At 72.3% G+C, this 22,386-nt stretch carries 19 protein-coding genes; 10 read left to right on the top strand and 9 right to left on the bottom strand.

The window, feature by feature from the left end:
• Positions 1-111 precede the first annotated feature (111 nt).
• The 3 genes from R2S09_RS19510 (at position 112) to R2S09_RS19500 (ending at position 5,382) form a co-directional block, all read left to right on the top strand.
• A complete protein-coding gene (locus tag R2S09_RS19510; protein ID WP_316742352.1) occupies positions 112-1,557 on the top strand; it encodes a hypothetical protein in 1,446 nt (481 codons plus the stop codon).
• 265 nt (positions 1,558-1,822) lie between these two features.
• The gene (locus tag R2S09_RS19505) at positions 1,823-3,274 is read left to right on the top strand and encodes an alkaline phosphatase PhoX (RefSeq protein WP_316742351.1); all 1,452 of its coding nucleotides are present in this window, start codon (positions 1,823-1,825) and stop codon (positions 3,272-3,274) included.
• A gap of 524 nt (positions 3,275-3,798) precedes the next feature.
• On the top strand, positions 3,799-5,382 hold the full coding sequence (locus tag R2S09_RS19500) for a TROVE domain-containing protein (protein ID WP_316742350.1): 1,584 nt from the start codon (positions 3,799-3,801) through the stop codon (positions 5,380-5,382).
• A 15-nt stretch (positions 5,383-5,397) separates the two neighbouring features.
• Here R2S09_RS19500 and R2S09_RS19495 read toward each other — a convergent pair whose 3' ends face one another.
• On the bottom strand, positions 5,398-5,823 hold the full coding sequence (locus tag R2S09_RS19495) for a nuclear transport factor 2 family protein (RefSeq protein WP_306183761.1): 426 nt from the start codon (positions 5,821-5,823) through the stop codon (positions 5,398-5,400).
• A gap of 130 nt (positions 5,824-5,953) precedes the next feature.
• On the opposite strand from R2S09_RS19495, the gene R2S09_RS19490 reads away from it, so the two are divergent.
• Complete coding sequence (locus R2S09_RS19490) at positions 5,954-6,520, top strand: helix-turn-helix domain-containing protein (protein WP_316742349.1); 567 nt, start codon at positions 5,954-5,956, stop codon at positions 6,518-6,520.
• A 71-nt stretch (positions 6,521-6,591) separates the two neighbouring features.
• On the opposite strand, the gene R2S09_RS19485 is transcribed toward R2S09_RS19490, so the two are convergent.
• The 7 genes from R2S09_RS19485 to R2S09_RS19455 form a co-directional block, all read right to left on the bottom strand.
• Complete coding sequence (locus R2S09_RS19485; protein ID WP_306183983.1) at positions 6,592-7,848, bottom strand: TerD family protein; 1,257 nt, start codon at positions 7,846-7,848, stop codon at positions 6,592-6,594.
• A 131-nt stretch (positions 7,849-7,979) separates the two neighbouring features.
• Positions 7,980-8,969, bottom strand: coding sequence for a zinc-dependent alcohol dehydrogenase family protein (locus R2S09_RS19480; RefSeq protein ID WP_316742348.1), 990 nt, complete (start codon positions 8,967-8,969; stop codon positions 7,980-7,982).
• Complete coding sequence (locus tag R2S09_RS19475) at positions 8,966-9,826, bottom strand: carbohydrate ABC transporter permease (RefSeq protein WP_316742347.1); 861 nt, start codon at positions 9,824-9,826, stop codon at positions 8,966-8,968. The genes R2S09_RS19480 and R2S09_RS19475 overlap by 4 nt, the downstream gene beginning before the upstream one ends.
• Entirely contained in the window at positions 9,823-10,761 is a 939-nt protein-coding gene (locus tag R2S09_RS19470; RefSeq protein WP_306183769.1) for a carbohydrate ABC transporter permease, read from the bottom strand. Before R2S09_RS19470 ends, R2S09_RS19475 begins: the two co-directional genes overlap by 4 nt.
• Positions 10,758-12,128 carry a sugar ABC transporter substrate-binding protein gene (locus R2S09_RS19465; protein ID WP_306183771.1) on the bottom strand — a complete coding sequence of 457 codons (1,371 nt, stop codon included), beginning with the start codon at positions 12,126-12,128 and terminating at the stop codon, positions 10,758-10,760. The genes R2S09_RS19470 and R2S09_RS19465 overlap by 4 nt, the downstream gene beginning before the upstream one ends.
• Before the next feature lie 78 nt (positions 12,129-12,206).
• Complete coding sequence (locus R2S09_RS19460; protein ID WP_316742345.1) at positions 12,207-12,986, bottom strand: DeoR/GlpR family DNA-binding transcription regulator; 780 nt, start codon at positions 12,984-12,986, stop codon at positions 12,207-12,209.
• A 293-nt stretch (positions 12,987-13,279) separates the two neighbouring features.
• Positions 13,280-14,089, bottom strand: coding sequence for an NAD(P)-dependent oxidoreductase (locus tag R2S09_RS19455; protein ID WP_316742343.1), 810 nt, complete (start codon positions 14,087-14,089; stop codon positions 13,280-13,282).
• Positions 14,090-14,316: 227 nt separating this feature from the next.
• Between R2S09_RS19455 and R2S09_RS19450 the strand changes: the two genes are divergently transcribed.
• Entirely contained in the window at positions 14,317-15,267 is a 951-nt protein-coding gene (locus R2S09_RS19450; protein WP_316742342.1) for a 5-dehydro-4-deoxyglucarate dehydratase, read from the top strand.
• Entirely contained in the window at positions 15,264-16,430 is a 1,167-nt protein-coding gene (locus tag R2S09_RS19445; protein ID WP_306183779.1) for a hypothetical protein, read from the top strand. Before R2S09_RS19450 ends, R2S09_RS19445 begins: the two co-directional genes overlap by 4 nt.
• A gap of 142 nt (positions 16,431-16,572) precedes the next feature.
• On the opposite strand, the gene R2S09_RS19440 is transcribed toward R2S09_RS19445, so the two are convergent.
• Positions 16,573-17,817 carry an MFS transporter gene (locus tag R2S09_RS19440; protein WP_306183781.1) on the bottom strand — a complete coding sequence of 415 codons (1,245 nt, stop codon included), beginning with the start codon at positions 17,815-17,817 and terminating at the stop codon, positions 16,573-16,575.
• Positions 17,818-17,974: 157 nt separating this feature from the next.
• Here R2S09_RS19440 and R2S09_RS19435 point away from each other — a divergent pair, with 157 nt between their 5' ends.
• The 4 genes from R2S09_RS19435 to araD all read left to right on the top strand — a co-directional run bounded on the left by R2S09_RS19435 (position 17,975) and on the right by araD (position 22,186).
• Entirely contained in the window at positions 17,975-18,574 is a 600-nt protein-coding gene (locus tag R2S09_RS19435) for a TIGR03086 family metal-binding protein (protein ID WP_306183783.1), read from the top strand.
• Between the two features lie 308 nt (positions 18,575-18,882).
• A complete protein-coding gene (locus R2S09_RS19430; protein WP_316742339.1) occupies positions 18,883-19,539 on the top strand; it encodes a GntR family transcriptional regulator in 657 nt (218 codons plus the stop codon).
• Positions 19,536-20,459 (top strand): dihydrodipicolinate synthase family protein, encoded by a 924-nt coding sequence (locus R2S09_RS19425; protein ID WP_306183786.1) that lies wholly within the window; start codon positions 19,536-19,538, stop codon positions 20,457-20,459. The genes R2S09_RS19430 and R2S09_RS19425 overlap by 4 nt, the downstream gene beginning before the upstream one ends.
• The gene (gene araD / locus R2S09_RS19420; protein WP_316742336.1) at positions 20,456-22,186 is read left to right on the top strand and encodes an L-arabinonate dehydratase; all 1,731 of its coding nucleotides are present in this window, start codon (positions 20,456-20,458) and stop codon (positions 22,184-22,186) included. Before R2S09_RS19425 ends, araD begins: the two co-directional genes overlap by 4 nt.
• Positions 22,187-22,386 lie beyond the last annotated feature (200 nt).

Raw genomic sequence — 22,386 nt, 5'->3', positions numbered from 1 at the left:
AGATGAACCGGGCGGCATCGGTGGAAATCCGTCTAGGCTGAGCGGTTGAGTCGTCAAGGCCCCCAGGCCCGCCCACGTCCAGGCCTCCAGGCCCGCTAGGAGAACCAGCCGATGTCAGACAGGTCCCCGTTGCCGCCGGTGCGGCTGGCTTCCGAACCGGAGCTGGCCCGGGACGCCCTCGCCACCCCGCTGCTCGCGCGCGCCGCCCGGCTCGCCCGCTGGGCCGGACCCGCCACCCGGGTCGACGCCGGCGGCGTGCTCGTCGAGGAGCAACTGCCCGAGGCGGCCGGGGTGCTGGGGCTGCACGGGGACGACGCCGCGGCCCTGGCGAGCGAGGCCTGGCGGATCGCCGTCGACACCGGGCTCGTGGAGATCACCGACGAGGAGGAGGGCACCGTCGCCGCCGGCGCCGAGCTGCGCCTGCTCACCGGCGGCTCGCCGCAGGACGTTCTCGAGGTGTGGCTGACCGCCCTGGAGGCCGTGGTGGCCGACGCGAGCGTGCCCGACCTGGAGGGCCTGATCGACGCGATGGACGAGGGCGGCGCCGTCGACCTCTCCGCGCTCGGCTGGGACCCCGAGGCCGAGGCCGAGTTCCTGGACGGCGTGCTCGCCAACCTCTACCTGCTCACCGCCGGCGAGGACGGCCCCGCCGGCGGCCCGGTGCCGCTGCCCGCGCTGGCCGCCTCCGTGATCGTGCCCGGCGACATCGCCGAGCCCACCAACGACATGCTGGAACAGGTCTCCGACGCCATGATGCGGCTGGACGACCAGTTCCGGCTGCTGGAGCCGGCCGGAATCGTGGAGTACCGGCCGGTGGACGAGGGGCTCCTGGCGGACGCCGAGCACACCGAGGACCCCGCCGCCGATCCGGCGGCCGCCGAGGACGACGTGGACGTCACCCGCTACGGCATGGTGCGGCTCACCCCCCTCGGACTGTACGGAGTGCGGGCCCGGCTGCTGGACGCCGGCCACGACGCCCCGGCGGTCGGCGACCTCGCGGACAAGGGGGCGGACACGCTGCTCGACGGCACCGCCGGCTACCCGCCCGCCGCCACCCACGCCGAGACCGAGCAGTGGCTGGCGCGACGCGAACCCCTCGACGCGGCACGCGAGTTGCTCGCCGCGGCGCGCGGCGCGGACGCCGGGGCCCCGCTGCGGCGGCTGCGCTGCCAGCAGGCGCTGTCCCTGGTGGGCGCCGTGGCCGAACCGGCGCTGCGCGAGGTGCTCGACGACCCCGAGCTGGGCGGGCTGGCCCGGGTCTGGCTGTCCGAGCGGGGCCTGCCCGACGTGCCGCCGCCGTCCCAGGACATGGTCTTCTGGCTGACCATCGACACCGTGGCCGCGCAACTGGCGGCCGAGGGCAACTCCGACGAGCTGCACGCCCTCGTGCAGGGCCTCGCCGAGCAGCACAGCGGGTTCTTCGCGGCGGCCTGGCGGGTGGACCACCCGCGGACGGCGGACGTGCTGGAGGCGATGGGGCGGCTGCACCCGGACAAGAAGATCGCCAAGGAGGCCCGCAAGGCGGCCTTCAAGGCACGGTCGGCGCACGAGAGCTGATCGCTGCCGCCGGGTCAGAGCCGGGGCGTCTCCGCCGGCGGCCCGGCGGTCCCTTGTCCGGTGACTTGGCCGTCCCGCGTCCGGTGACTTGGCCGTCCGGTGTCCGGTGACTTGGGTCTTCCATGGGCTCGCGCATACGGATTCATGAAACAGAGTCCGATGAAGTCGACCGGTGTTCAGCCGTCGTTCAGGCACGGGCGGGACGGTTGCGCCGAACCGAGGCCCGCCACCCTCCACGGCAGCTTCCACCGTCTCAGGAGACACCATGTCGCTCACCCGCAGGGACTTCGCCAGAAAATCCGCGATCACCGGTGCCGGGGTCGCCCTGGCGGGCAGCGTCGGCGCGCTCGCCACCGCGCCGAACGCCCTCGCCGCCACGGACATCGACAGCGACGAGGCGGAGTCGGCGCGCGGTGGCCACCACGGCGTCGGCTACGGCCCGCTGATCGCCGACCCGAACGGCATCCTCGCGCTGCCCGCCGGCTTCTCGTACGAGATCATCACCTACAGCGGCAGGACCAAGCTGGAGTCCGGCGAGTTCACACCGTCCAACCACGACGGCACCGCCACCTTCGAGGGCCCCCGCGGCACCGTCCTGCTGGTCAACAACCACGAGCTCGCCGGCGCCCGCGCCCAGTGGCCGCACCCGGTGCCGCTCACCGAGGGCCTGGTCTACGACCCGGCGGCGGCCGGCGGCTGCACCGTCGTCGAGGTCCGCCGCGGCGGCGGGGTCGCCGAGTGGGTCGGCATCGCCGGCACCGCCACCAACTGCGCGGGCGGCAGCACCCCCTGGGGCACTTGGCTGACCTGCGAGGAGACCGAGGACAAGGCCGGCAAGAACGGCTTCACCAAGGACCACGGCTACGTCTTCGAGGTCGACCCGGAGGACCACCGGGCCAACCGAGACCCCAAGCCGATCAAGGCCCTAGGCCGCTACGCCCACGAGGCCGTCGTCATCGACCCCAAGCGCGGGCACGCGTACCTCACCGAGGACGCCTCCGGCCCCAACGGCCTGCTCTACCGCTGGACCCCGCCGGAGGGCTTCCGCCACGGCCGCGGCAGGCTGCGCACCCTCGCCGACGACGCGGGCGTCCTCCAGGCGTTCAAGTGCTTCGACTCCGGCGGCAAGTTCGTGGACGACCTGTCCCGCGCCACGAAGATCGGCACGGTCTACGGCGTCGACTGGGTGGACGTCCCCGACCGGGACGCGAAGACGGTGTCCGTGCGCAAGCAGTTCGGCACCGGAGAGATCACCCGCGCCCGCAAGCTGGAGGGCATGTGGTGGGGTGACGGCGGCGCCTACATCGTCTCCTCCTTCGCCCGCGAGGAGAGCCCCGTCCAGCACGACGGCCAGGTCTGGTTCTACGACCCCAAGCGCCGCACCCTCACCCTGAAGGTGCTGCTCGGCGTCAACCCCGACCCGGCGAAGGACGGTGCCTTCGACGGACCGGACAACATCACCGTCTCCCCCTACGGCGGCCTCGTCATCGCCGAGGACGGCGAGGGCGTCCAGCACCTGTTCGGCGCCACCGAGAGCGGCCGCACCTACCCCATCGCCCGCAACGAGCTCAACATCGGCACCGAGGAGGAGCCGGAGTACAGCGAGTTCACCGGCGTCACCTTCTCGCCCGACGGCAGGACCCTGTTCGCCAACATCCAGACCCCCGGCATCATGCTCGCCATCACCGGTCCGTGGAAGCGGCAGAAGCGCGGCTGAACCCCTTCCGAACGACCGGGAATTAATTCGCTCGCCCGTCCCGCGGCTCCCCTCCTAGAGTGATGCACGTCCAGGTGCGACAGGCAGGACCTACTTCCACTCTTAATGGGGAGGCCGCGGGTTCGAATCCCGCCACCGGCTCGACATGCCGGTGTAGCTCAGTGGCAGAGCACCGACCGTCGGTTCAGCCGCCCTCGATCTCTGGACACCGAAAACCTCATGCACCTCCCGGTGCGCGGGCGACGGCTACTTCCCTTTCAAGGAATGAAAAACAGCCGCCGCCGACCTGACCTCGGGAGGCGCAGCTCACGGTGGGTGCCCGGTGCGCAGGCAACGGTTACTTCCTTGGATCGGACGGTTGCGGGTTCGAGTCCCGTCATCGACTTCGGGTCGATGTAGCTCAATCGGCAGAGCATCTGACACAAAGTCCGTCGCCGACCCCTGAACTCGGGCATCCTCCTTCTGCTGCGCCTCCCTCCGAAACACGACGTCTTACGTCGCCGACGAATTCGGGGGAATTCAGCATGGCGCGATTCAACTCCAAGGCTTCCAAGGGACAGCCCACCTCGCGGGTCACCTCCACGGGGCGCGTGCTGCGCACGTACGAGGGCGGCCGGGGCCAGGAGCGTGACGCACGCTCGGAGCTGTTTCTGCTCGCGATCTCGAACATGGTCTCCCAGCAGACCTTCTACGAGTCCGGCGCCGACCGCGACGACCGGTTCGCGAAGCTCGTGCGCGAGCTCGCCGTCGCCGACCCGTCGTGGACGGCCGGCCTGCTCGGCTGGCTGCGAGGCGAGGGCAACATGCGGACGGCCTCGATCGTGGGCGCCGCCGAGTACGTCCACGCACGGCTGGCGGCGGGCGCGACCGGCGGCCCGTCGAACCGGCAGGTCGTGGACAGTGTGCTCCAGCGCCCGGACGAGCCCGGCGAGCTGCTCGCCTACTGGACGTCCGTCTACGGCCGTGCCGTGCCCAAGCCGGTCAAGCGCGGGATCGCCGACGCTGTACGGCGGCTGTACCACTGCACGTCGCTGCTGAAGTACGACACCGCGTCCAAGGGCTACCGCTTCGGCGACATCCTTAACCTGGTGCACGCCTCGCCGGACCCGGACAAGCCGTGGCAGGGCGAGCTGTTCCGGTACGCCCTCGACCGGCGCCACCACCCGGACACCGCAGTGCCGCCCGAGTCCGTCCCGGTACTGGCCGCCCGCCGCGAGCTGATGGCGCTGCCCGTCGAGCAGCGCCGGGCGGTCATCACCGAGCCCGGCGGCGCCGAGCGGCTGGCGGCGGCCGGGATCACTTGGGAGGCGCTGGCCGGCTGGATCCAGGGCCCGATGGACAAGGCGGCCTGGGAGGCCGTGATCCCGTCCATGGGCGCGATGGCATTGCTGCGCAACCTGCGGAACTTCGACGAGGCCGGTGTCTCGGACGAGGTCGCGGCCCAGGTCGCGGCGAAGATCAGCGACCCGGCCGAGGTCGCGCGCTCGCGGCAGTTCCCCTTCCGGTACCTCGCCGCGTACCAGCACGCGCCCTCGCTGCGCTGGTCGTACCCGCTGGAGCAGGCGCTTCGCTACTCGCTCGCCAACGTGCCGGCGCTGCCGGGCCGGACGCTCGTGCTGGTCGACCGCTCGGGATCGATGTTCTGGTCGCAGGTGTCCGAGCGCTCGCAGCTCAACCGGGCCGACGCGGCGGCGATCTTCGGCACCGCGCTCGCGCTGCGGGCGGCGAAGGCCGACCTCGTCGAGTTCGGTTCAACCAGCAACCAGGTCCCGTTCCGCAAGGGCGAGTCGGTGCTGAAGATCCTGGACCGCTTCGGCAACCTGGGCGGCACCGACACGACCGAGGCGGTGCGCCGGCACTACCGGAAGCACGACCGGGTGCTGATCGTCACCGACGAGCAGTACGCCCCGAACCGCCACGGCGACCCGACGGTCCAGATTCCGGCGCACGTCCCGGTCTATACCTGGAACCTCGAGGGCTACCGGGCGGGCCACGGCCCGTCGGGCACGGGCAACCGGCACACGTTCGGTGGGCTCTCGGACTCGGCTTTCCGGATGGTTACGCTGCTGGAGGCGGCACGGGACGCCGACTGGCCGTGGGCGGCGTGACGGCCCGGCACCGGGTCATCGCGGCAGCGCGCCGGTGACCGCGAGGCCGTCCATGTAGTCGCGGACGTGGACGAGCAGGCCGTCGCGGACCCGCATCACCAACAGGCCGGGGACCTCGAAGGGTGCACCGGTCGTGGTCACGGTCCCGGTGACGGTCTGCTCGACGGTGATCACCTCCGGGTCCGTGGACTCGTGCACCGCCAGCTCGTGGACCGCCTCCGGCCGCGCCGGGCTCGCACCCCACAGCGCCCGGTAGCCCGCGCGCACCTCTTCGCGCCCCTCGTAGCGCGCGGGAAGGCCGGGGAAGCGGAACGGGAACTCGTGCACCGCGTCCGGCGCGTAGAGGTCGGCGAGGTCGTCGGCGGACTTGTCGAGGATCGCGCGGCGGTAGCGGGCCAGTACGCCGCGTGGGCCGGGGCCGGTCGGGGGAGCGGTGGACATGGGCGGGCTCCGTTCGGCAGAGGACCGGGGACAGTGGCCGGAGACATGACCAGAGGCTTAACCGGAGACTGTCTCCGGTTGATACCGGATAACATACGGAGATGGCCTCCGGTTCGCAAGGAGTAGCGGGATGACGCGGGTCCGGCCCATGCGCGCGGACGCTCGGCGCAACTACGAGCGGTTGCTGAAGGTGGCGGCGGAAGCCTTCGCCGAGCAGGGGGAGAACGCGTCGCTCGACGACATCGCCAAGCGTGCCGGGGTCGGCTCGGGCACGCTGTACCGGCACTTCCCGAACCGCCGGGCGCTGCTGGAGGCCGCGTACGCCGACCGGATGCAGGCCCTTGCCGCGCGGGCCGACGAGCTGTCCGAACGCCTGCCGCCGGGCGAGGCGCTGGTGGAGTGGCTGAACGAGCTCTGCGTCGGGACGATCCAGGTGCGCGGGCTGAAGGCGCTGCTGGGTTCGGCCGTCACGGAGGGCGGCTCGGCCGCGCTCACGGCCTGCGGGAAGTCGATCAAGAGTGCCGCGGCCCGGCTGGTGGAGGCGGCGCAGCGGGAGGGGGCCCTGCGGGCCGATGTCGAGCCGGTCGACGTCCTGCGGCTGGCGCACGGCGTGGTGTCGGCGTCGGAGCTGGCGGACGGGCAGGGCCGGCACATCCGCCGGTATCTGTCCCTGCTGGTCGATGGGCTGCGGGCGTAGTCGCCGGCCCGGGGCCTGGCCGGGCGGGCGCCCCGCGGGTGAGGGCGCCCCGGCCGTCGTACGGGCAGCGCCTACAGCGCCTGTGCCGCCGGCTTCACCATGTTCCGTACGGTGCGGGCCTTGACGAAGTCGCCCATGGCCGTCATCTCCCACTCGCCGGAGAACTGGCGGATCAGCTTGGCCATCATCACGCCGGTCTGCGCCTCGGCATGGGTGAGGTCGAAGCGCACCAGCTCCTCGCCGGTGGTGGCGTCCAGGAGGCGGCAGTAGGCCTTGGCGACGTCGGTGAACTTCTGGCCGGAGAAGGAGTTGACCGTGAAGACCAGGCCGGTGACCTCCTGCGGAAGGCGTCCGAGGTCGACCGTGATCACCTCGTCGTCGCCGGCGCCCTCGCCCGTGAGGTTGTCGCCGGAGTGCTTGACCGCGCCGTTCAGGATGGCCAGCTTGCCGAAGTAGCAGCTGTCGATGTGATTGCGCTGCGGCCCGTAGGCGATGACGGAGGCGTCCAGGTCGATGTCCGCGCCGCGGAACGCGGGTTCCCAGCCGAGGCCCATCTGCACCCGGGACAGCAGCGGGCGGCCGCCCTTGACCAGGGACACGGTCTGGTTCTTCTGCAGGCTGACCCGGCCCTTGTCGAGGTTGACCTTCCCGGTGCCGGGCGCGGGCGCGGCGGCGGCCGGCGGGGCCGCGGGAGCGGGCGGGGCCTGCGGAGTGACCTGGGGCTGCATGGCGGGCGGCGGCGGGGCCACGGGCTGCGGCGGCGTGCCCGGGTGCGGCGGAACGACCGGCTGGGCCGGCGCGACCGGCTGCTGCGGGGCCGCCGGCGCCGGTGCCGGTTCCTCCACCGTCACGCCGAAGTCGGTCGCGATGCCCGCGAGCCCGTCGGCGTACCCCTGGCCGACGGCCCTCGCCTTCCACTGGCCGTTGCGCAGGTAGATCTCGACGACCACCAGCGCCGTCTCGGTGCCGAGCCGCGGGGGCGTGAACGTGGCCAGGACGCTGTTGTCGTCCGCGTTGCGGATGGTGGCCGTCGGTTCGATGCCCTGGAAGGTCTGGCCCGCGGCGTCCGGGCTCGCGGTGACGACGATCTTCTCGATGCCGGGCGGTACGGCCGCGGTGTCGACCGTGATCGCGTCGGGCGCGGTGCCGCCGCCCGAACGGTAGGTCACGCCCGGGCCGACGGGTTGGTTGTAGAAGATGAAGTCGTCGTCGGAGCGCACCTTGCCGTCGGCGGTGAGCAGCAGGCCCGAGACGTCCAGTCGCACCGGAGCGGCCACGTCCACCGAGACGCGGGCGGCGGCGAGAGGAATGTTCGAGCCGGGGGTCATAGCTGTCATGTGGGGGGTAACGAACGAGGGCGCTTTACCGTTCCCTTACCTGGCGCCCCGGCCCGGCGAACGGGTGACGCGCCCCGCCCCCGCCCTCGGAACGGGCGGCGCGCCCCCCTCGCGGCGCCGCCCTACGGCACCACCACGATCTTCCGTCCCACCCCCGCCGCGAACTGCTCCAGTGCCTCGGGGTAGCGCTCCAGCGGGATCCGGTCGCTGATGAAGACCTCCGGGTCCAGCACCCCGTTCGCGAACAGCTCCGCCGCCCGCTCGAAGCTGTGCAGCACGGCCATGGAGCCGGTGATCGTGATCTCCTGGTTGTAGATGCGGTACGGGTCGATCGTCACCCGTGTGGCGTAGTCGGCCACGCCGAACTGGAGGAACGTGCCGGCCTTCGCCACCCGGTCCAGGCCGTCCTGGATGGCCGCCGCGTTGCCGGTCGCGTCGATCACCAGGTCCCAGCCCTGGGGGCGGTCCAGTTCGTCCGCGCTCGCCGCCGACGCCGACACGCCCAGCCGCCGGGCCGTCTGAAGCCGGGCGGGGTTCAGGTCCACGACGTCCACGCTCGCCGCGCCCGTCCGCTTGGCCAGCTCCAGCATCATCAGGCCCATGGTTCCGGAGCCGTAGATCAGCACATGGGCGCCGAGCCGCGACTGGAGCACGTCGTAGCCGCGCACCGCGCACGACAGCGGCTCCACCAGCGCCGCGTCCTCGGTGCGGACGTGCTCCGGCAGTTTGACGCAGTTGGCCACGGGTGCCACCGCGTACCGGGCCGCGCCCCCCGCCGTCGTCACGCCGATCGCCGCCCACCGCTCGCACAGGTTGTTGTGGCCGGCGCGGCAGTACCGGCACTCGTAGCAGTACAGGGACGGGTCCACCGCCACCCGGTCGCCGGCCGAGACCTCCGTGACCTGGGCGCCGACGCCGACCACCTCGCCGGCGAACTCGTGGCCCGGCACGATCGGCAGCTTGGGCGCGAACTCGCCCTGGAGGATGTGCAGGTCCGTCCCGCACAGGCCGCAGGCGGCGACCTCCACGACGACCTCGCGCGGACCGGGCGTCGGGTCCGGGACGTCGGTGACGACGGCGCGGCCCACGGACTCGATGACGGCGGCCTTCATTTCACGGCTCCCAACGACAGGCCCTGGACCAGTTTGTCCTGGGCGGCGAACCCCGCGGCGAGCACCGGCAGGGAGATGACGAGCGACGCGGCGCACACCTTGGCCAGGAACAGGCCCTGGCTGGTGATGAAGCCGGTCAGGAAGACGGGGGCGGTCTCGGCCACCACGCCGGTCAGGACCCGGGCGAACAGCAGCTCGTTCCAGCTGAAGATGAAGCAGATCAGGGCCGTCGCGGCGATGCCGGGGAGGGCGATGGGGGCGACCACCCGGGCCAGGATCGTGGGCAGGCGGGCGCCGTCGACGCGGGCCGCCTCGATGACCGCGACCGGCACCTCGGCGAGGAAGGACTGCATCATCCACACCGCGATCGGCAGGTTCATGGAGGTGTAGAGGACGACCAGCAGCCAGATGTTGTCGAGCATCCCGGCGTTCTTGGCGAACAGGTAGATGGGCAGCAGGCCCGCCACCACCGGCAGCATCTTCGTGGACAGGAAGAAGAACAGGACGTCCGTCCACTTCCTCACCGGGCGGATGGAGAGCGCGTAGGCCGCCGGCAGGGCCAGCAGGAGCACGAACAGGGTCGAGGCCACCGACGCCGTGACCGAGTTGATCAGCGCCGGCCAGGGGTCCGCGCCGCCGCCGGCGCCGAAGAACTCGCGGTAGCTGTCCAGGGTCAGTGAGGCACCGAAGGAGGGCGGGTTCGTGGCGGCGTCCGCCTCGGAGTGCAAGGAGGTCAGCGCCATCCAGGCGATGGGCAGGAAGAACAGCAGCCCGACCAGCCAGGCGACCAGACCGAGCCCCGCTCCGCCGCGTCGGCGCGGACGGACGGCCGCCGGCTGTGTTGTGATCGTGCTCATGCGCGGGACACCTCCTCGCGGAACAGGGACGACACCACGCGCAGCGCGAAGGTCGCGATGACGATCGAGCCGATGACCACCAGGACGCCGGCGGCCGAGGCGAGGCCGTTCTCGTGGGCCTGGTAGAAGCTCTGGTAGACGGTGTAGGGGAGGTTGGCGGTGCCCAGGCCGCCGGACGTGATCGTGAAGACGGCGTCGAAGTTCTGGACGATGTAGATAGAGCCCAGCAGCGCGCCGAGTTCGAGGTAGCGGCGCAGGTGCGGGAGCGTCAGATGGCGGAAGACCTGCCAGTCGTTCGCGCCGTCCACCCGCGCGGCCTCCAGTTGCTCGTTGTCGCGGCTCTGCAGGCCGGCCAGCAGGATCAGCATCATGAACGGCGTCCACTGCCACACCAGCGAGGCCTCGACCGCGAGCAGCGGAGTGTTGGAGATCCAGTCCGGCTGGGGGCCGCCCACGTAGTGCAGCAACCCGTTGAACAGGCCGTATTCAGGGTTGTAGAGCACATGCTTCCAGAGCAGTGCGGCGGCCACCGGCACGATCAGGAACGGAGCGATCATCAGGGTGCGGACCACGCCGCGACCGGGGAACCTGCGGTTGAGCAGCAGTGCGATGGCCAGGCCCAGGACCAGGCTGGCCAGGACCACGGTGACCGTCAGCAGGACCGTCGTCCACACCGAGTGGCGCAGGTCCGGGTCGGTCAGGACCTGGCGGTAGTTGTCGACGCCGGTGAAGTGACGGTCCTTCGGATACAGGGCGTTCCAGTCGAAGAACGAGATCACCAGGGTGGCCACGAACGGCAGCTGGGTCACCACGATCATGAAGACCAGTGCCGGCAGCAGGGGCGCTCGGACGGCCCACGCGCGCATACGGTTCGGGGGCCGGGTCGCCGGCCGCGCGGCGGCGGTGGCGACCCGGGCGGAGGTGGTGGCTGTCATGATCCCTCGTACTTCTTGCCGACGGCCTCGGCGAGCCGCTGCGACTTCTTCAGCGCGCTGTCCACGGACTGGCGGCCCGCGATGGCGGAGCTGAGTTCCTGCGAGACCTTGGTGCCGAGGTCGGTGAACTCGGGGATGTCGACGAACTGGATGCCGGGCGCGGGGCGCGGCTGCACGCCCGGGTCGTTCGGCTTGGCACTGGCGATGGCGTCCCGGGTGACGTCCGCGAAGGCGGCCGCCTCCTTGCGGTACTCCGGGATGTCGTACGTCGAACTGCGCTTGCCGGCCGGCACGTTGGCCCAGCCGGCCTTCTCGCCCACGAGCTTCTCGTAGCCCTTGCCGGACGCCCAGGAGATGAACTTCCAGGCGTCGTCGGCGTTCTTGGACGCCTTCTGGATGCCCCAGGCCCAGGTGTACAGCCAGCCGGAGCTGGTGGTCTTCTCGACCGGGGCAGGGACATAGCCGATCTTGCCCTTGACCGGGGAGCCGGAGGCCTCCAGCGAACCGGCACCGGACGTGGCGTCGTACCACATGGCCGTCTTGCCCTGGGTCATGTTGTTCAGGCACTCGGCGAAGCCGGACTGCGGGGCGCCGGACTCGCCGTGCCTGCGGACGAGGTCGACGTAGAACTGTGTGGCCCGCTTGAACTCGGGGGCGTCCAGCCGCGCCTTCCAGTCCTTGTCGAACCAGGTGCCGCCGAAGGTGTTGACCATCGTGGTCAGCGGAGCCAGCATCTCGCCCCAGCCGGGCAGCCCGCGCAGGCAGATGCCCTTCATTCCGGGCCGGGCGCCGTCCGCCTTGGCGGCCAGGTCGGCGACCTGCTGCCAGGTGGGCTTGGCCGGCATGGTCAGACCCTTCTGCCGGAAGACGTCCTTGCGGTACATCAGGAAGGAGGACTCTCCGTAGAAGGGCTCGCCGTAGAGCTTGCCGTCCGCCGCGGTCAGGGCCTGCCGCATCGGCTCGAGGATGTCCTGCTGGTCGAATGCGGTGTCCTGCTTCACGTACGAGTCCATCGAGTGCAGCCAGCCGTTCTTGGCGTAGATCGGGATCTCGTAGTTGCTCAGCGTGGCGATGTCGTACTGGCCCGCCTGGTTGGCGAAGTCCTGACTGATCTTGTCCCTGACGTCGTTCTCTGGCAGGACGGTGAAGTGCACCGAGATCCCGGTGTCCTTGGTGAAGTTGTCCGCGGTGAGCTTCTGCAGCTCGACCATCTGCGGGTTGTTCACCATCAGGACGTTGATGGAGTGGGAGGAGGATCCGCCGCCGGCGCCGGCGCCCGAGCAGGCGGCGAGCAGGGGGGTGATCAGCGTTCCTACGGCGGCCACCGCAAGCAGGGCGCGGGGGCTTCGTCGGCTCTGGGGTCGCATGGAGTGCTCCTGGACTCATGGGGAGATATGGGCGCACGCAGGCGTCGGCGTGCCGTTCCGGGGACTGTGTCGGGTTGTTCAGACGCGGATGACCTGCGGTCCCAGCAGGGAGTAGCGGTGGGCCTCGGCCGACGGCAGCAGCGTGCTGGTGACGATCGTCTCCAGGGCGTCGATCTCCGCGAACCGGCAGAAGCTGACCGCTCCGAACTTGGTGTGCACGCCCACGAACACCGTGCGGCGCGCGGCCCGGATGGCCTGCGCCTTCACCTCGCTGACGGCCGGGTCGGGGGTGGTCAGGCCGTGCTCGCGGGAGATGCCGTTGGCGCCGATGTAGGCGAGGTCGATGACGAAGCCGGCCAGCATCTTCGTCGTCCAGTGGTCCACGGTGGCGAGGGTGCCGGAGCGGACCCGGCCGCCGAGCAGCAGCACGGAGATGCCCTCGGCCTCGGCGAGGGTGCCCGCGACCGGCAGGGACGCGGTGACCACCGTCAGCGGCCGGTCCCTGGGCAGGGCCTCGGCGATGAGCTGCGGGGTGAAGCCCTCGTCGACGAAGACCGTCTCGGCGTCCCCGAGCAGTTCGGCCGCGGCGGCCGCGATCCGGCGCTTCTCGGGCACATGGCTGGTGGCGCGGACGGCGAGGGTCGTCTCGAAGCCGGCGCTCTCCACGGGGTAGGCACCGCCGTGCGTGCGGCGGACCAGGCCGTGGTCCTCCAGGGCGCGCAGATCCCGCCGTACGGTCTCCTTGGCCACGCCCAGTTCGGCGGCGAGCACGGTGACGTCGACGGAGCCCGTGGTGCGTGCGACCCGCACGATCTCGCGCTGGCGTTCTTCTGCCGATCTCGCGGTGTTCGCCGTCATCGCCGCACCTGCTTCCGTGCTCACTGCCCGTTCGGGCCCGATCGGGCCGTGGGGGAAGTTCTACCTCCGGCGCGCGGCACTGACCAGGCCTCTTGCCCGCCCGATGCTGCCCGCATGTGCCCGTTTGCCGAGCGGAGTGCCCGCCGCGGACCTGCGCGGCTGTGCGCGGGGGCGTGAGATCGGGCAGGCGGGGTGCCCGAATAGGGGGGCGGGCGGGCCCGTTCGGTGCCCGCCCGCCCCGCGAACGATCGTTTTCCGCCGTATCCCGGCCGTGCCGGCCGGAGCGGCACGGTTCAGTACGGCCAGATCGGCGGGTCGGTCACGAAGTGGCCGCCGAGGCAGGCGTGCGCCGCGTTGTCCGGGTCGAGCTCGCCCTGCTCGGCGACCAGTTTCTCGGCGTACGGCTCGGAGTCGTCCTGCGGCTCGTAGCCCAGCGCCCGCGCGCTGGTGAGGTCCCACCACAGGCGGGTGTTGGCGGAGGAGCCGTAGACGACGGTGTGGCCGACGTGCTCGGCGGTCAGGGCCGCGTGGAAGAGGCGGGCGCCGTCGGCGGGGCTCATCCACATCGAGAGCATGCGCACGCTGGTGGGCTCGGGGAAGCAGGAGCCGATGCGCACCGAGACGGTCTCCAGGCCGTGCCGGTCCCAGTAGAGCTGGGCCAGGTCCTCGCCGAAGGACTTCGACAGGCCGTAGAAGGTGTCGGGGCGGCGCGGGGTGTCGACGGGGATCAGCGGGTCGTCGCCCTGCGGGCGGGGGGTGTAGCCGACGGCGTGGTTGGAGGAGGCGAAGACGATCCGGCGGACGCCCTCCTCGCGGGCCGCCTCGTACAGGTTGTACGTCCCCTCGATGTTCGCCCGGAGGATCTTCTCGAACGGGGCTTCCAGGGAGATGCCCGCGAGGTGGATGATCGCGTCGACGCCCCGGACCGCCTCGCGCAGGGCCGCCCGGTCCGAGAGGTCCGCGGTGATCGCGTCCGGCTCGTCCTCGATCGGCCGGACGTCGAGGAGGCGCAGCGCGTAGCCGTACCCGGGCAGCAGGCCCCGCATCAGGGTGCCGAGCCCGCCGGCGGCGCCGGTGAGCAGAACGGTGCGGGGAGCGGGCATCTTCGGATCTCCTTCAGTCGGCGACCGCATGTATAGACGACATTCACATGCATGGACACGCTAGGGATGCGGGCCGCACCGCGTCAAGTGTGGTGCGCGGGCGCGGATTCCGCCGCCGTGTTGCCGGTTCGCGCGCTTGACCGGCCCCGATGGGGCCCTTTAGCGTGGGATCGTTCATGAATATGGACGTTAATCAGAAACGTGAGCGCCTGTCCTAGGGAGAGCCCGTGCCGTCAGCCCCCCTCGCCGAACGACTCAGCATCCCCAGCGGGCCGCTGTTCTTCCCCGTCACCGCCTACGGCCCGGACGGCTCCGTCGACCTCGACGCCTACCGCACCCATGTGCGCCGCGGCGTCGAGGCGGGCGCCGCGGCCGTCTTCGCCTGCTGCGGCACCGGGGAGTTCCACGCGCTCACCCCCGAGGAGTTCGAAGCCTGCGTCAGCGCGGCCGTGGAGGTGACCGAAGGGCGCGTACCGGTCGTGGCCGGCGCCGGATACGGCACCGCGCTCGCCGTCCGCTACGCACGGCTCGCCGAAGCCGCCGGCGCGGACGGGCTGCTCGCCATGCCGCCCTACCTGGTGGTCGCCAGCCAGGAGGGACTGCTGCGCCACTACCGCGAGCTGACCGCCGCGACCGCCCTGCCCGTCATCGTCTACCAGCGCGACAACGCCGTCTTCACCCCGGAGACGGCCGTCGAACTGGCCCGCACCAAGGGCATCATCGGCCTCAAGGACGGCGTCGGCGACCTGGACCTCATGCAGCGGATCGTCAGCGCCGTCCGCAGCGAGGTCCCCGGCGACTTCCTCTACTTCAACGGCCTGCCCACCGCCGAGCAGACCCAGCTCGCCTACCGCGGCATCGGCATCGGCCTCTACTCCTCCGCCGTGTTCTGCTTCGCCCCCGAGATCGCCCTCGCCTTCCACAGGGCGCTGCGCGACGGCGACGACACCACCGCGCACCGGCTGCTGGACGGCTTCTACCGCCCGTTCGTCGAACTGCGCGCCCAGGGCAAGGGCTACGCCGTCTCCCTGGTCAAGGCGGGCGTACGGCTGCGCGGACTGGACGTCGGCGAGGTGCGCCCGCCGCTGCACGAACCGGCCGAGGACCACGTCAAGCAGCTCGCCCACCTGATCGAGCGCGGCCAGGCGCTGCTGACGGAAGAAGGGGGCCACGCGTGAGGACGTCGGCGTTCGTCTACCCCTGGGATGTCAACGGCGACCCGGCGGCACCGGCCCGTCTCGCCGCGCTCGGCGTCGAGCAGGTGACGCTCGCCGCCGCCTACCACTCCACCCGCGCCCTGACCCCCCGCCACCCGCGCCACCGTGTGGTCACCGCCGAACACGCCGCCGTGCTCTACCCGCCCGGCGGCCGCTGGGCGGGCCGCACCCCGAGGCCGTACCCGGCCGGCGACTGGGCGCCCGGGGACGCCTACGGCGAGGCGGCGGCGGCTCTCGCCGAGGCGGGCCTGGACGTGCACACCTGGGTGGTCCTCGCCCACAACTCCCGCCTCGGCGCCGAGCACCCGGACACCTCGGTCGTCAACGCATACGGCGACCGCTACCCGTGGGCGCCGTGCATCGCCCGGCCCGCCACGCGCGCCTACCTGGTCGATCTGGCCGCCGAGGCCGCCGTGCGGCCCGGGGCGCGCGGCACCGAACTGGAGTCCCTCGGCTGGTACGGCCTCGCCCATCTGCACGCCCACGACAAGACGGCGGGCGTCGCCCTCGGCGAGGCCGGGCAGTACCTGATGTCCCTGTGCTTCTGCCCGGCCTGCCGCGCGGGCTACGGCGAACGCGGCCTCGACCCCGAGGAGCTGGCCGCCGCGGTACGCACCGCCCTGGAACCGGTCTGGCAGGGCGCGGCGCCCTCCGACGGAGGCTGGGCGGGCGTCGAGAAACTGCTCGGCGAGACCATGGCGGACGTCACCCGCGCCTGGCGCGACGACACCGCCCGCACGCTCCAGGAGGCGGCGGTCGCCGCCGTCCGCGCGGCGGCCCCCGCCGGCTTCCAGGTGCTGCTCCACGCCGACCCGGTCTCCTACCGCTGCGGCGCCAACGCCGGCGTCGACCCTGCCCACATCCTGTCCGTCGCCGACGGAGTGGTGGTCCCCTGCACGGGCGGTGCGGGCCTTCTCACCCCGTTCGCCGACCAGAACCGCGCCGGCGCCGTGCTCGCCGCCAACCTGACCATCGTCTCCGGCATGGGCGGCAGACCGGACACCCTGTCCCAGGACGCCGACCGCGCCCGAAACCTCGGCGCGACCGAACTGCGCCTGTATCACGCCGGATTGGCGTCGGACGGCGACCTGGCGGCGGTGCGCTCGGCGCTCGCCGGGCTGTGAGCCAGGGCAGGGGCTGCCGCCGTTTTGGTGCCGAGGGCGGGGTGGTGTCCTGTGGGCCCTTGGTGTCCCGTACAGGGGTGGGGCGGATGCGCTGGGGACGTGGGCCGTGCACGGGTCCGGTCGCGGCCGGACCGCGGCTGTGTCATGTCGGGTTGGCGTCGGACGGCGACCTGGCGGCGGTGCGGCCGGCGCTCGCCGGGCCGTGAGCCAGGGCTGCCGCCGTCACCAGCAGTCCCACAGCCGGCAGGACCAACAGCGCGCGCTGGTCGACGGCCTCGACCAGTACGGCTCCCGCCGCGAGCCCGACGACGTTCGGCACGAAGACCAGCGTGTGGGCGGTGGCGGCCACCCGGCCGACCAGTTCCGCCGGTGTCTCGCGCTGCACGGTGGTGAACACGGCGATCAGCGCGCACGGCAGCCCCGCGCCGATCGCCGCACTGCCGGCCAGGGCCGCCGGGTCGTGCGGCACCGCCCGCACGGCCACCCCGACCGCCGTGAGGGCGATCCCGTACACCGCGAACCGGCGCCCGCCCAGGACGCGCAGCCCCGCACCCGACAGCAGCCCGGCCACGACCGACCCGGCGCCCTGGACGGCGTACAGCACCCCGGCGTACGCCGGGGCGTGCCCGAGGGCGTCCACGACCGCGTAGACCAGCGCCCCGTTCAGGCCCGCGCACAGCATGGTGGCGCCCCCGGCCGGCACCAGGGACCGCAGCCGCGGGTGCGCCCACAGCCGGGGCGCGCCGTCGGCGGTCTGCTCCCACCAGGTACGGGCCGGCCGTACCGGCTTCTCCTCGCGCAGGCGCAACCGCGTGTACAGGACCGCGGCGAGCACGAACGTGACCGCGTCCAGCAGGGCCACCGACCCGCCGCCGTACGCCGCGTACAGGCCCGCGCCCGCCAGCGGCGCGACCAGCTTCATGCCCTCTGTCGCGGCCGTGCGCAGCCCGTTGAAGTCGCCGAGCAGCGCCGGTGACACGGCCGAGGCGACCAGCGCCGACCCCGCCGCGTCCGCCACGACTCCCGTGGCGCCGTGGAGGAGCAGGACCGCGTACAGCAGCCAGACGCGGCCGGGGGAGTCGACGGTGAGGAGGGCGGGCAGGACGGCCGCGAGCAGCAGGTTCGCCCCGACCAGCAGGGGCCTGCGGCGGACGCGGTCGGCGAGCGTGCCCAGCAGCGGTCCGGCCAGGGCCGGTGCCCACATCGCGAGCAGGCACAGGGCGGCGAGAGCGTCGGAGCCGGTGAGGTCCTTCACCCACACCCCGCACGCCAGCCACAGCGCCGACGAGCCGAAGCCGGAGATCACCACCGCCGCCAGGCACAGCCCGGCCGCGCGGTCCCGCAGCACCCGGAGCACCGTCCACTCGGTCGTCCCGATCGTCCTCATGCCTGGCGATCGTGGCCCTAAGGCCCCCTCGTACGGATGGGGCAGATGCCGTAAGCCGGGGTGCCGCCGCCTCCCTCGGCGGCGGCCGGCGATGAGTTCCGGGGCCGGGGACGGTCTGCCCCTCAGGAAGGACCCGACCGGAAACGAGGAGCAGCCGATGAACGACACGACCTTCGACCTCGGACCGCAGACCCGGGCCGTGGCACGGCTGGCGGAGGGCGTGCGCGACGAGCAGCTCGCCGGCCCCACGCCCTGTCCGGACCTGGCGACCCGGAACCTGCTGGGGCACCTGCTGGGCCTGACGGTGGCCTTCCGCGACGCCGGCCGCAAGCACCTGGGCGTCACCACGGACACCTCCCCGAACGCCACCGTGCCCGACATCGGCCCCGGCTGGCGCGAGGAGCTCCCGAAGGCACTCGACGACCTCGCCGAGACCTGGCGCGACCCGGCGGCCTGGACCGGCATGACCCGCGCGGGCGGCGTGGATCTGCCCGGCGAGGCCGCCGGCGCCGTCGTCGCCGACGAGCTGGTGATCCACGGCTGGGACCTGGCGCGCGCCACCGGCCAGGAGTACGAGCCGGACCCGGCCGCGCTGCGGGCGGCGTACGGCTTCCTGCGCGCCGCCGCGGGTGACGGCCTCGTCAGCGGCCGTGGCATCTTCGGCCCCGTCGTGCCCGTCCCCGAGGACGCCCCGCTGCTGGACCGGGCGCTGGGGCTGAGCGGACGGGACCCGCGCTGGAGCCCCCGGCTGCCCTGACCACCCGCGCAAGTCCGGTCCTCCGACGCGTCCGCGCTCTTCGCCGGAAGCCGCCCGCCGGCGAAGCGCGCCAAGTGCGCGCCGGAAACCGCCCGCCTGCGCCGGGCGCCAAGCGCGCGCCGGAAACCGCCCGCCGGCACCGGGCGCCAAGCGCGCGCCGGAAATCCCCCGTCAGAGCCGTCCGCCGGAAACCGTCCGTCCCGTCTTTGTCAGAAGCATTGACGAAACACCGCGCCCCTCTTACCTTCATCGCGTCGTACTCCATACGTCATATATGAGACGCGATACGCGAGATCCGAGAGGCGCGCATGACCTCTGTGCCCACCCCGATCCCCTCCCGCACGCAGTTCGTGCTGGAGGAGATCAAACGCCGTATCCTCACCGGGCAGCTGACGCCGGGCCAGGCCCTGGTCGAGACCGAGCTCGCCGCACAGTTCGGGGTGTCCAAGACCCCGGTGCGCGAGGCGCTCAAGACCCTGGCCGGCACCGGGCTGCTGGTGATGAGCCAGTACAAGGGCGCCACGGTGCGCATGGTGGACGCGGACATGGCGCGCGAGGTCTACGACGTGCGGCTCCTGCTGGAGCCCGAGGCCCTGAAGCGCTCGGTCCGGCGCGGGGCCTGTCTGGACGCCGCCCAGGACGCGCTGCGCCGCGCCGACGAGGCCGCCGACACCGCCGAACGCTCCCTCGCCAACCGCGAGTTCCACCGCGCGCTGTACCTGCCCTGCGGCAACCCGCTGCTCGGCCGGATGCTCGACGAGGTCCGCGACCAGGCCGCCCTCGTCTCCGCCGTCGCCTGGTCCGCCGACCCCTCCTGGGAACGGGAGGCCGCCGAGCACCGGGAGATCCTGCGGCTCGCCCTGGCCGGTGACGCCGACGGCGCGGCCCGTGCCCTGCACTCCCACATCGCGTCGTTCGTGCACCGGGCCTTCCCCGAAGTCCTCGACGAGGAAGGCGGACAATGACCAGCACCGCGTTCGACACCCGGTTCGGGACCCAGCGGGCGGCCCTGGCCGACGTGGTGGCGATCCCGGTGACTCCGTTCGCCGAGGACGGCCGCATCGACCAGGACACCCACCGGGCGCTGCTGCGCCGCCTCCTCGACGGCGGCGTCACCACCCTCACCCCGTGCGGCAACACCGGCGAGTTCTACGCGCTGACCCCTCCGGAGCGGCGGCTGGTCACCGAACTGACCGTCGAGGAGGCCGGGGAGCGCGCGAGCGTCCTCGTCGGGGTCGGCCACGACGTGCCCACCGCCGTCGCCTCCGCCCGCCACGCCCGCGAACTGGGCGCGCGGATGGTCATGGTGCACCAGCCCGTCCATCCCTACGTCTCCCAGGCCGGCTGGGTCGACTACCACTGCGCCATCGCCGAGGCCGTGCCCGAGCTGGGCGTCGTCCCCTACATCCGCAACGCGCAGCTGCCCGGCGCCCGCCTCGCCGAACTCGCCGACGCCTGCCCGAACGTGATCGGTGTGAAGTACGCCGTCCCGGACGCGGCCCGGTTCGCCGCCTTCGCCCGGGACGCGGGACTCGACCGCTTCGTGTGGGTGGCCGGGCTCGCCGAGCCCTACGCCCCCTCCTACTTCTCCGCGGGCGCCACCGGCTTCACCTCCGGCCTGGTCAACGTCGCCCCCGCCGTGTCCCTGAACATGCTCCACTCGCTGCGGGCCGGCGACTACCCGGCCGCGATGAAGGTGTGGGAGCGGGTCCGCCGCTTCGAGGAGCTGCGCGCCGAGGGCGGCTCCGCCAACAACGTCACCGTGGTCAAGGAGGCCCTCGCCTCGCTCGGCCTGTGCCGGCGGGACGTGCGCCCGCCGAGCAAGCCGCTGCCCGAGAGCGAGCGCGCCGAGGTCGCCGCCATCGCCGCGGGGTGGTCGATATGACCGCCCGCAAGCGCCCGGAGGAGCTGCGCAGCCACCAGTGGTACGGCACCGACGGCCTGCGCTCCTTCAGCCACCGCGCCCGCACCCGCCAGCTCGGCTACCTGCCCGAGGAGCACCTGGGCAAGCCGGTCGTCGCGATCCTCAACACCTGGTCCGACATCAACCCCTGCCACGTCCACCTGCGCGACCGCGCCCAGGCCGTCAAGCGCGGGGTGTGGCAGGCCGGCGGCTTCCCGCTGGAGTTCCCGGTCTCCACCCTCAGCGAGACTTTCCAGAAGCCCACCCCGATGCTCTACCGCAACATGCTCGCGATGGAGACCGAGGAGCTGCTGCGGTCCTACCCGGTCGACGGCGCGGTGCTGATGGGCGGCTGCGACAAGTCCACTCCCGCCCTCCTCATGGGCGCCGCCTCCGTCGACCTGCCCACCGTCTTCGTGCCGGCCGGTCCCATGCTGCCCGGCCACTGGCGAGGCGAGGTCCTCGGCTCCGGCACCGACATGTGGAAGTACTGGGACGACAAGCGCGCCGGTCTGATCGGCGACTGCGAGATGACCGAGCTGGAGAGCGGACTCGCCCGTTCCCCCGGCCACTGCATGACGATGGGTACGGCGTCGACCCTGACCGCCGCCGCCGAGGCCCTCGGCGTCACCGTCCCCGGCGCCTCCAGCATCCCCGCCGTGGACTCCGGGCACGACCGGATGGCGGCCCGGGCCGGCCTGACGATCGTCGAACTGGTCCACAAGGACCGCAAGCTGTCCGAGGTCCTCACCGCTGAGGCCTTCGAGGACGCCGTCACCACGGTCCTCGGGCTCGGCGGCTCCACCAACGCGGTGATCCACCTGATCGCCATGGCGGGCCGGGCAGGGGTGAGGCTCACCCTCGACGACTTCGACCGCATCGCCCGCACCGTCCCGGTCCTCGCCGACGTCCGCCCCGGCGGCGAGGAGTACCTCATGGAGGACTTCCACTTCGCGGGCGGCCTGCCCGGCTTCCTCTCCCGCATCCCGGACCTGCTCCACCTGGACCGGCCGACCGTCTCGTACGAGACCCTGCGCGAGCAGATCGCCGGGGCACAGGTGCACGACGACGACGTGATCCGGCCCCGGGACAACCCGGTCGCGGACGAGGGCGGGGTCGCCGTGCTGCGCGGCAACCTCTGCCCGGACGGCGCCGTCATCAAGCACATCGCCGCCGAACCGCACCTGCTGAAGCACACCGGACCCGCGGTCGTCTTCGACGACTACAAGCAGATGCAGCGGACCATCAACGACCCGTCGCTGAACATCACCGCCGACAGCGTGCTGGTGCTCCGCAACGCCGGCCCCAAGGGCGGCCCGGGCATGCCCGAGTACGGCATGCTGCCGATCCCGGACCACCTGCTCAAGCAGGGTGTGCGGGACATGGTGCGGATCTCCGACGCCCGGATGAGCGGCACGAGTTACGGCGCCTGCGTGCTGCACGTGGCTCCGGAGTCGTACGTCGGCGGACCCCTGGCTCTCGTGCGCACCGGGGACCTGATCACCCTGGACGTCGAGGCCCGCGCCCTGCATCTCCACGTGGACGACGAGGAGCTGGCCCGGCGCCGGGCCGCGTGGACACCCCCGCCCACGCGCTACGAGCGCGGCTACGGCGCCCTCTACCACGACCAGATCACCCAGGCCGACACCGGCTGCGACTTCGAGTTCCTGACCCGGCCGGGGAGGGTGCCGGACCCGTACGCGGGGTGATCCCCACAAGTGGAACCCGCACCCCGGCACCCCGCCGGAACCATTCTGGAAGCCCTTCGCCACGTGTATGTGGCAAGCGCTTACTGCCCCGCGAACGGAGAACAGTCGTGACTCCACCTACCGCCGAAGCGGTTGGCTTCCAACTCGAAGGTCGCGGTCCAGCCCGAACCGACCCCGGTTAGCGGAGCGTACGCACGTCA

Origin of the sequence: Streptomyces sp. MK7 (assembly GCF_032658145.1) — a bacterium.
In the GTDB taxonomy this organism is placed as follows: Bacteria; Actinomycetota; Actinomycetes; order Streptomycetales; family Streptomycetaceae; genus Streptomyces; species Streptomyces spiralis.
Note: the sequence above shows the minus strand (reverse complement) of the source record. Positions and strands in the feature narration are given on the sequence as shown.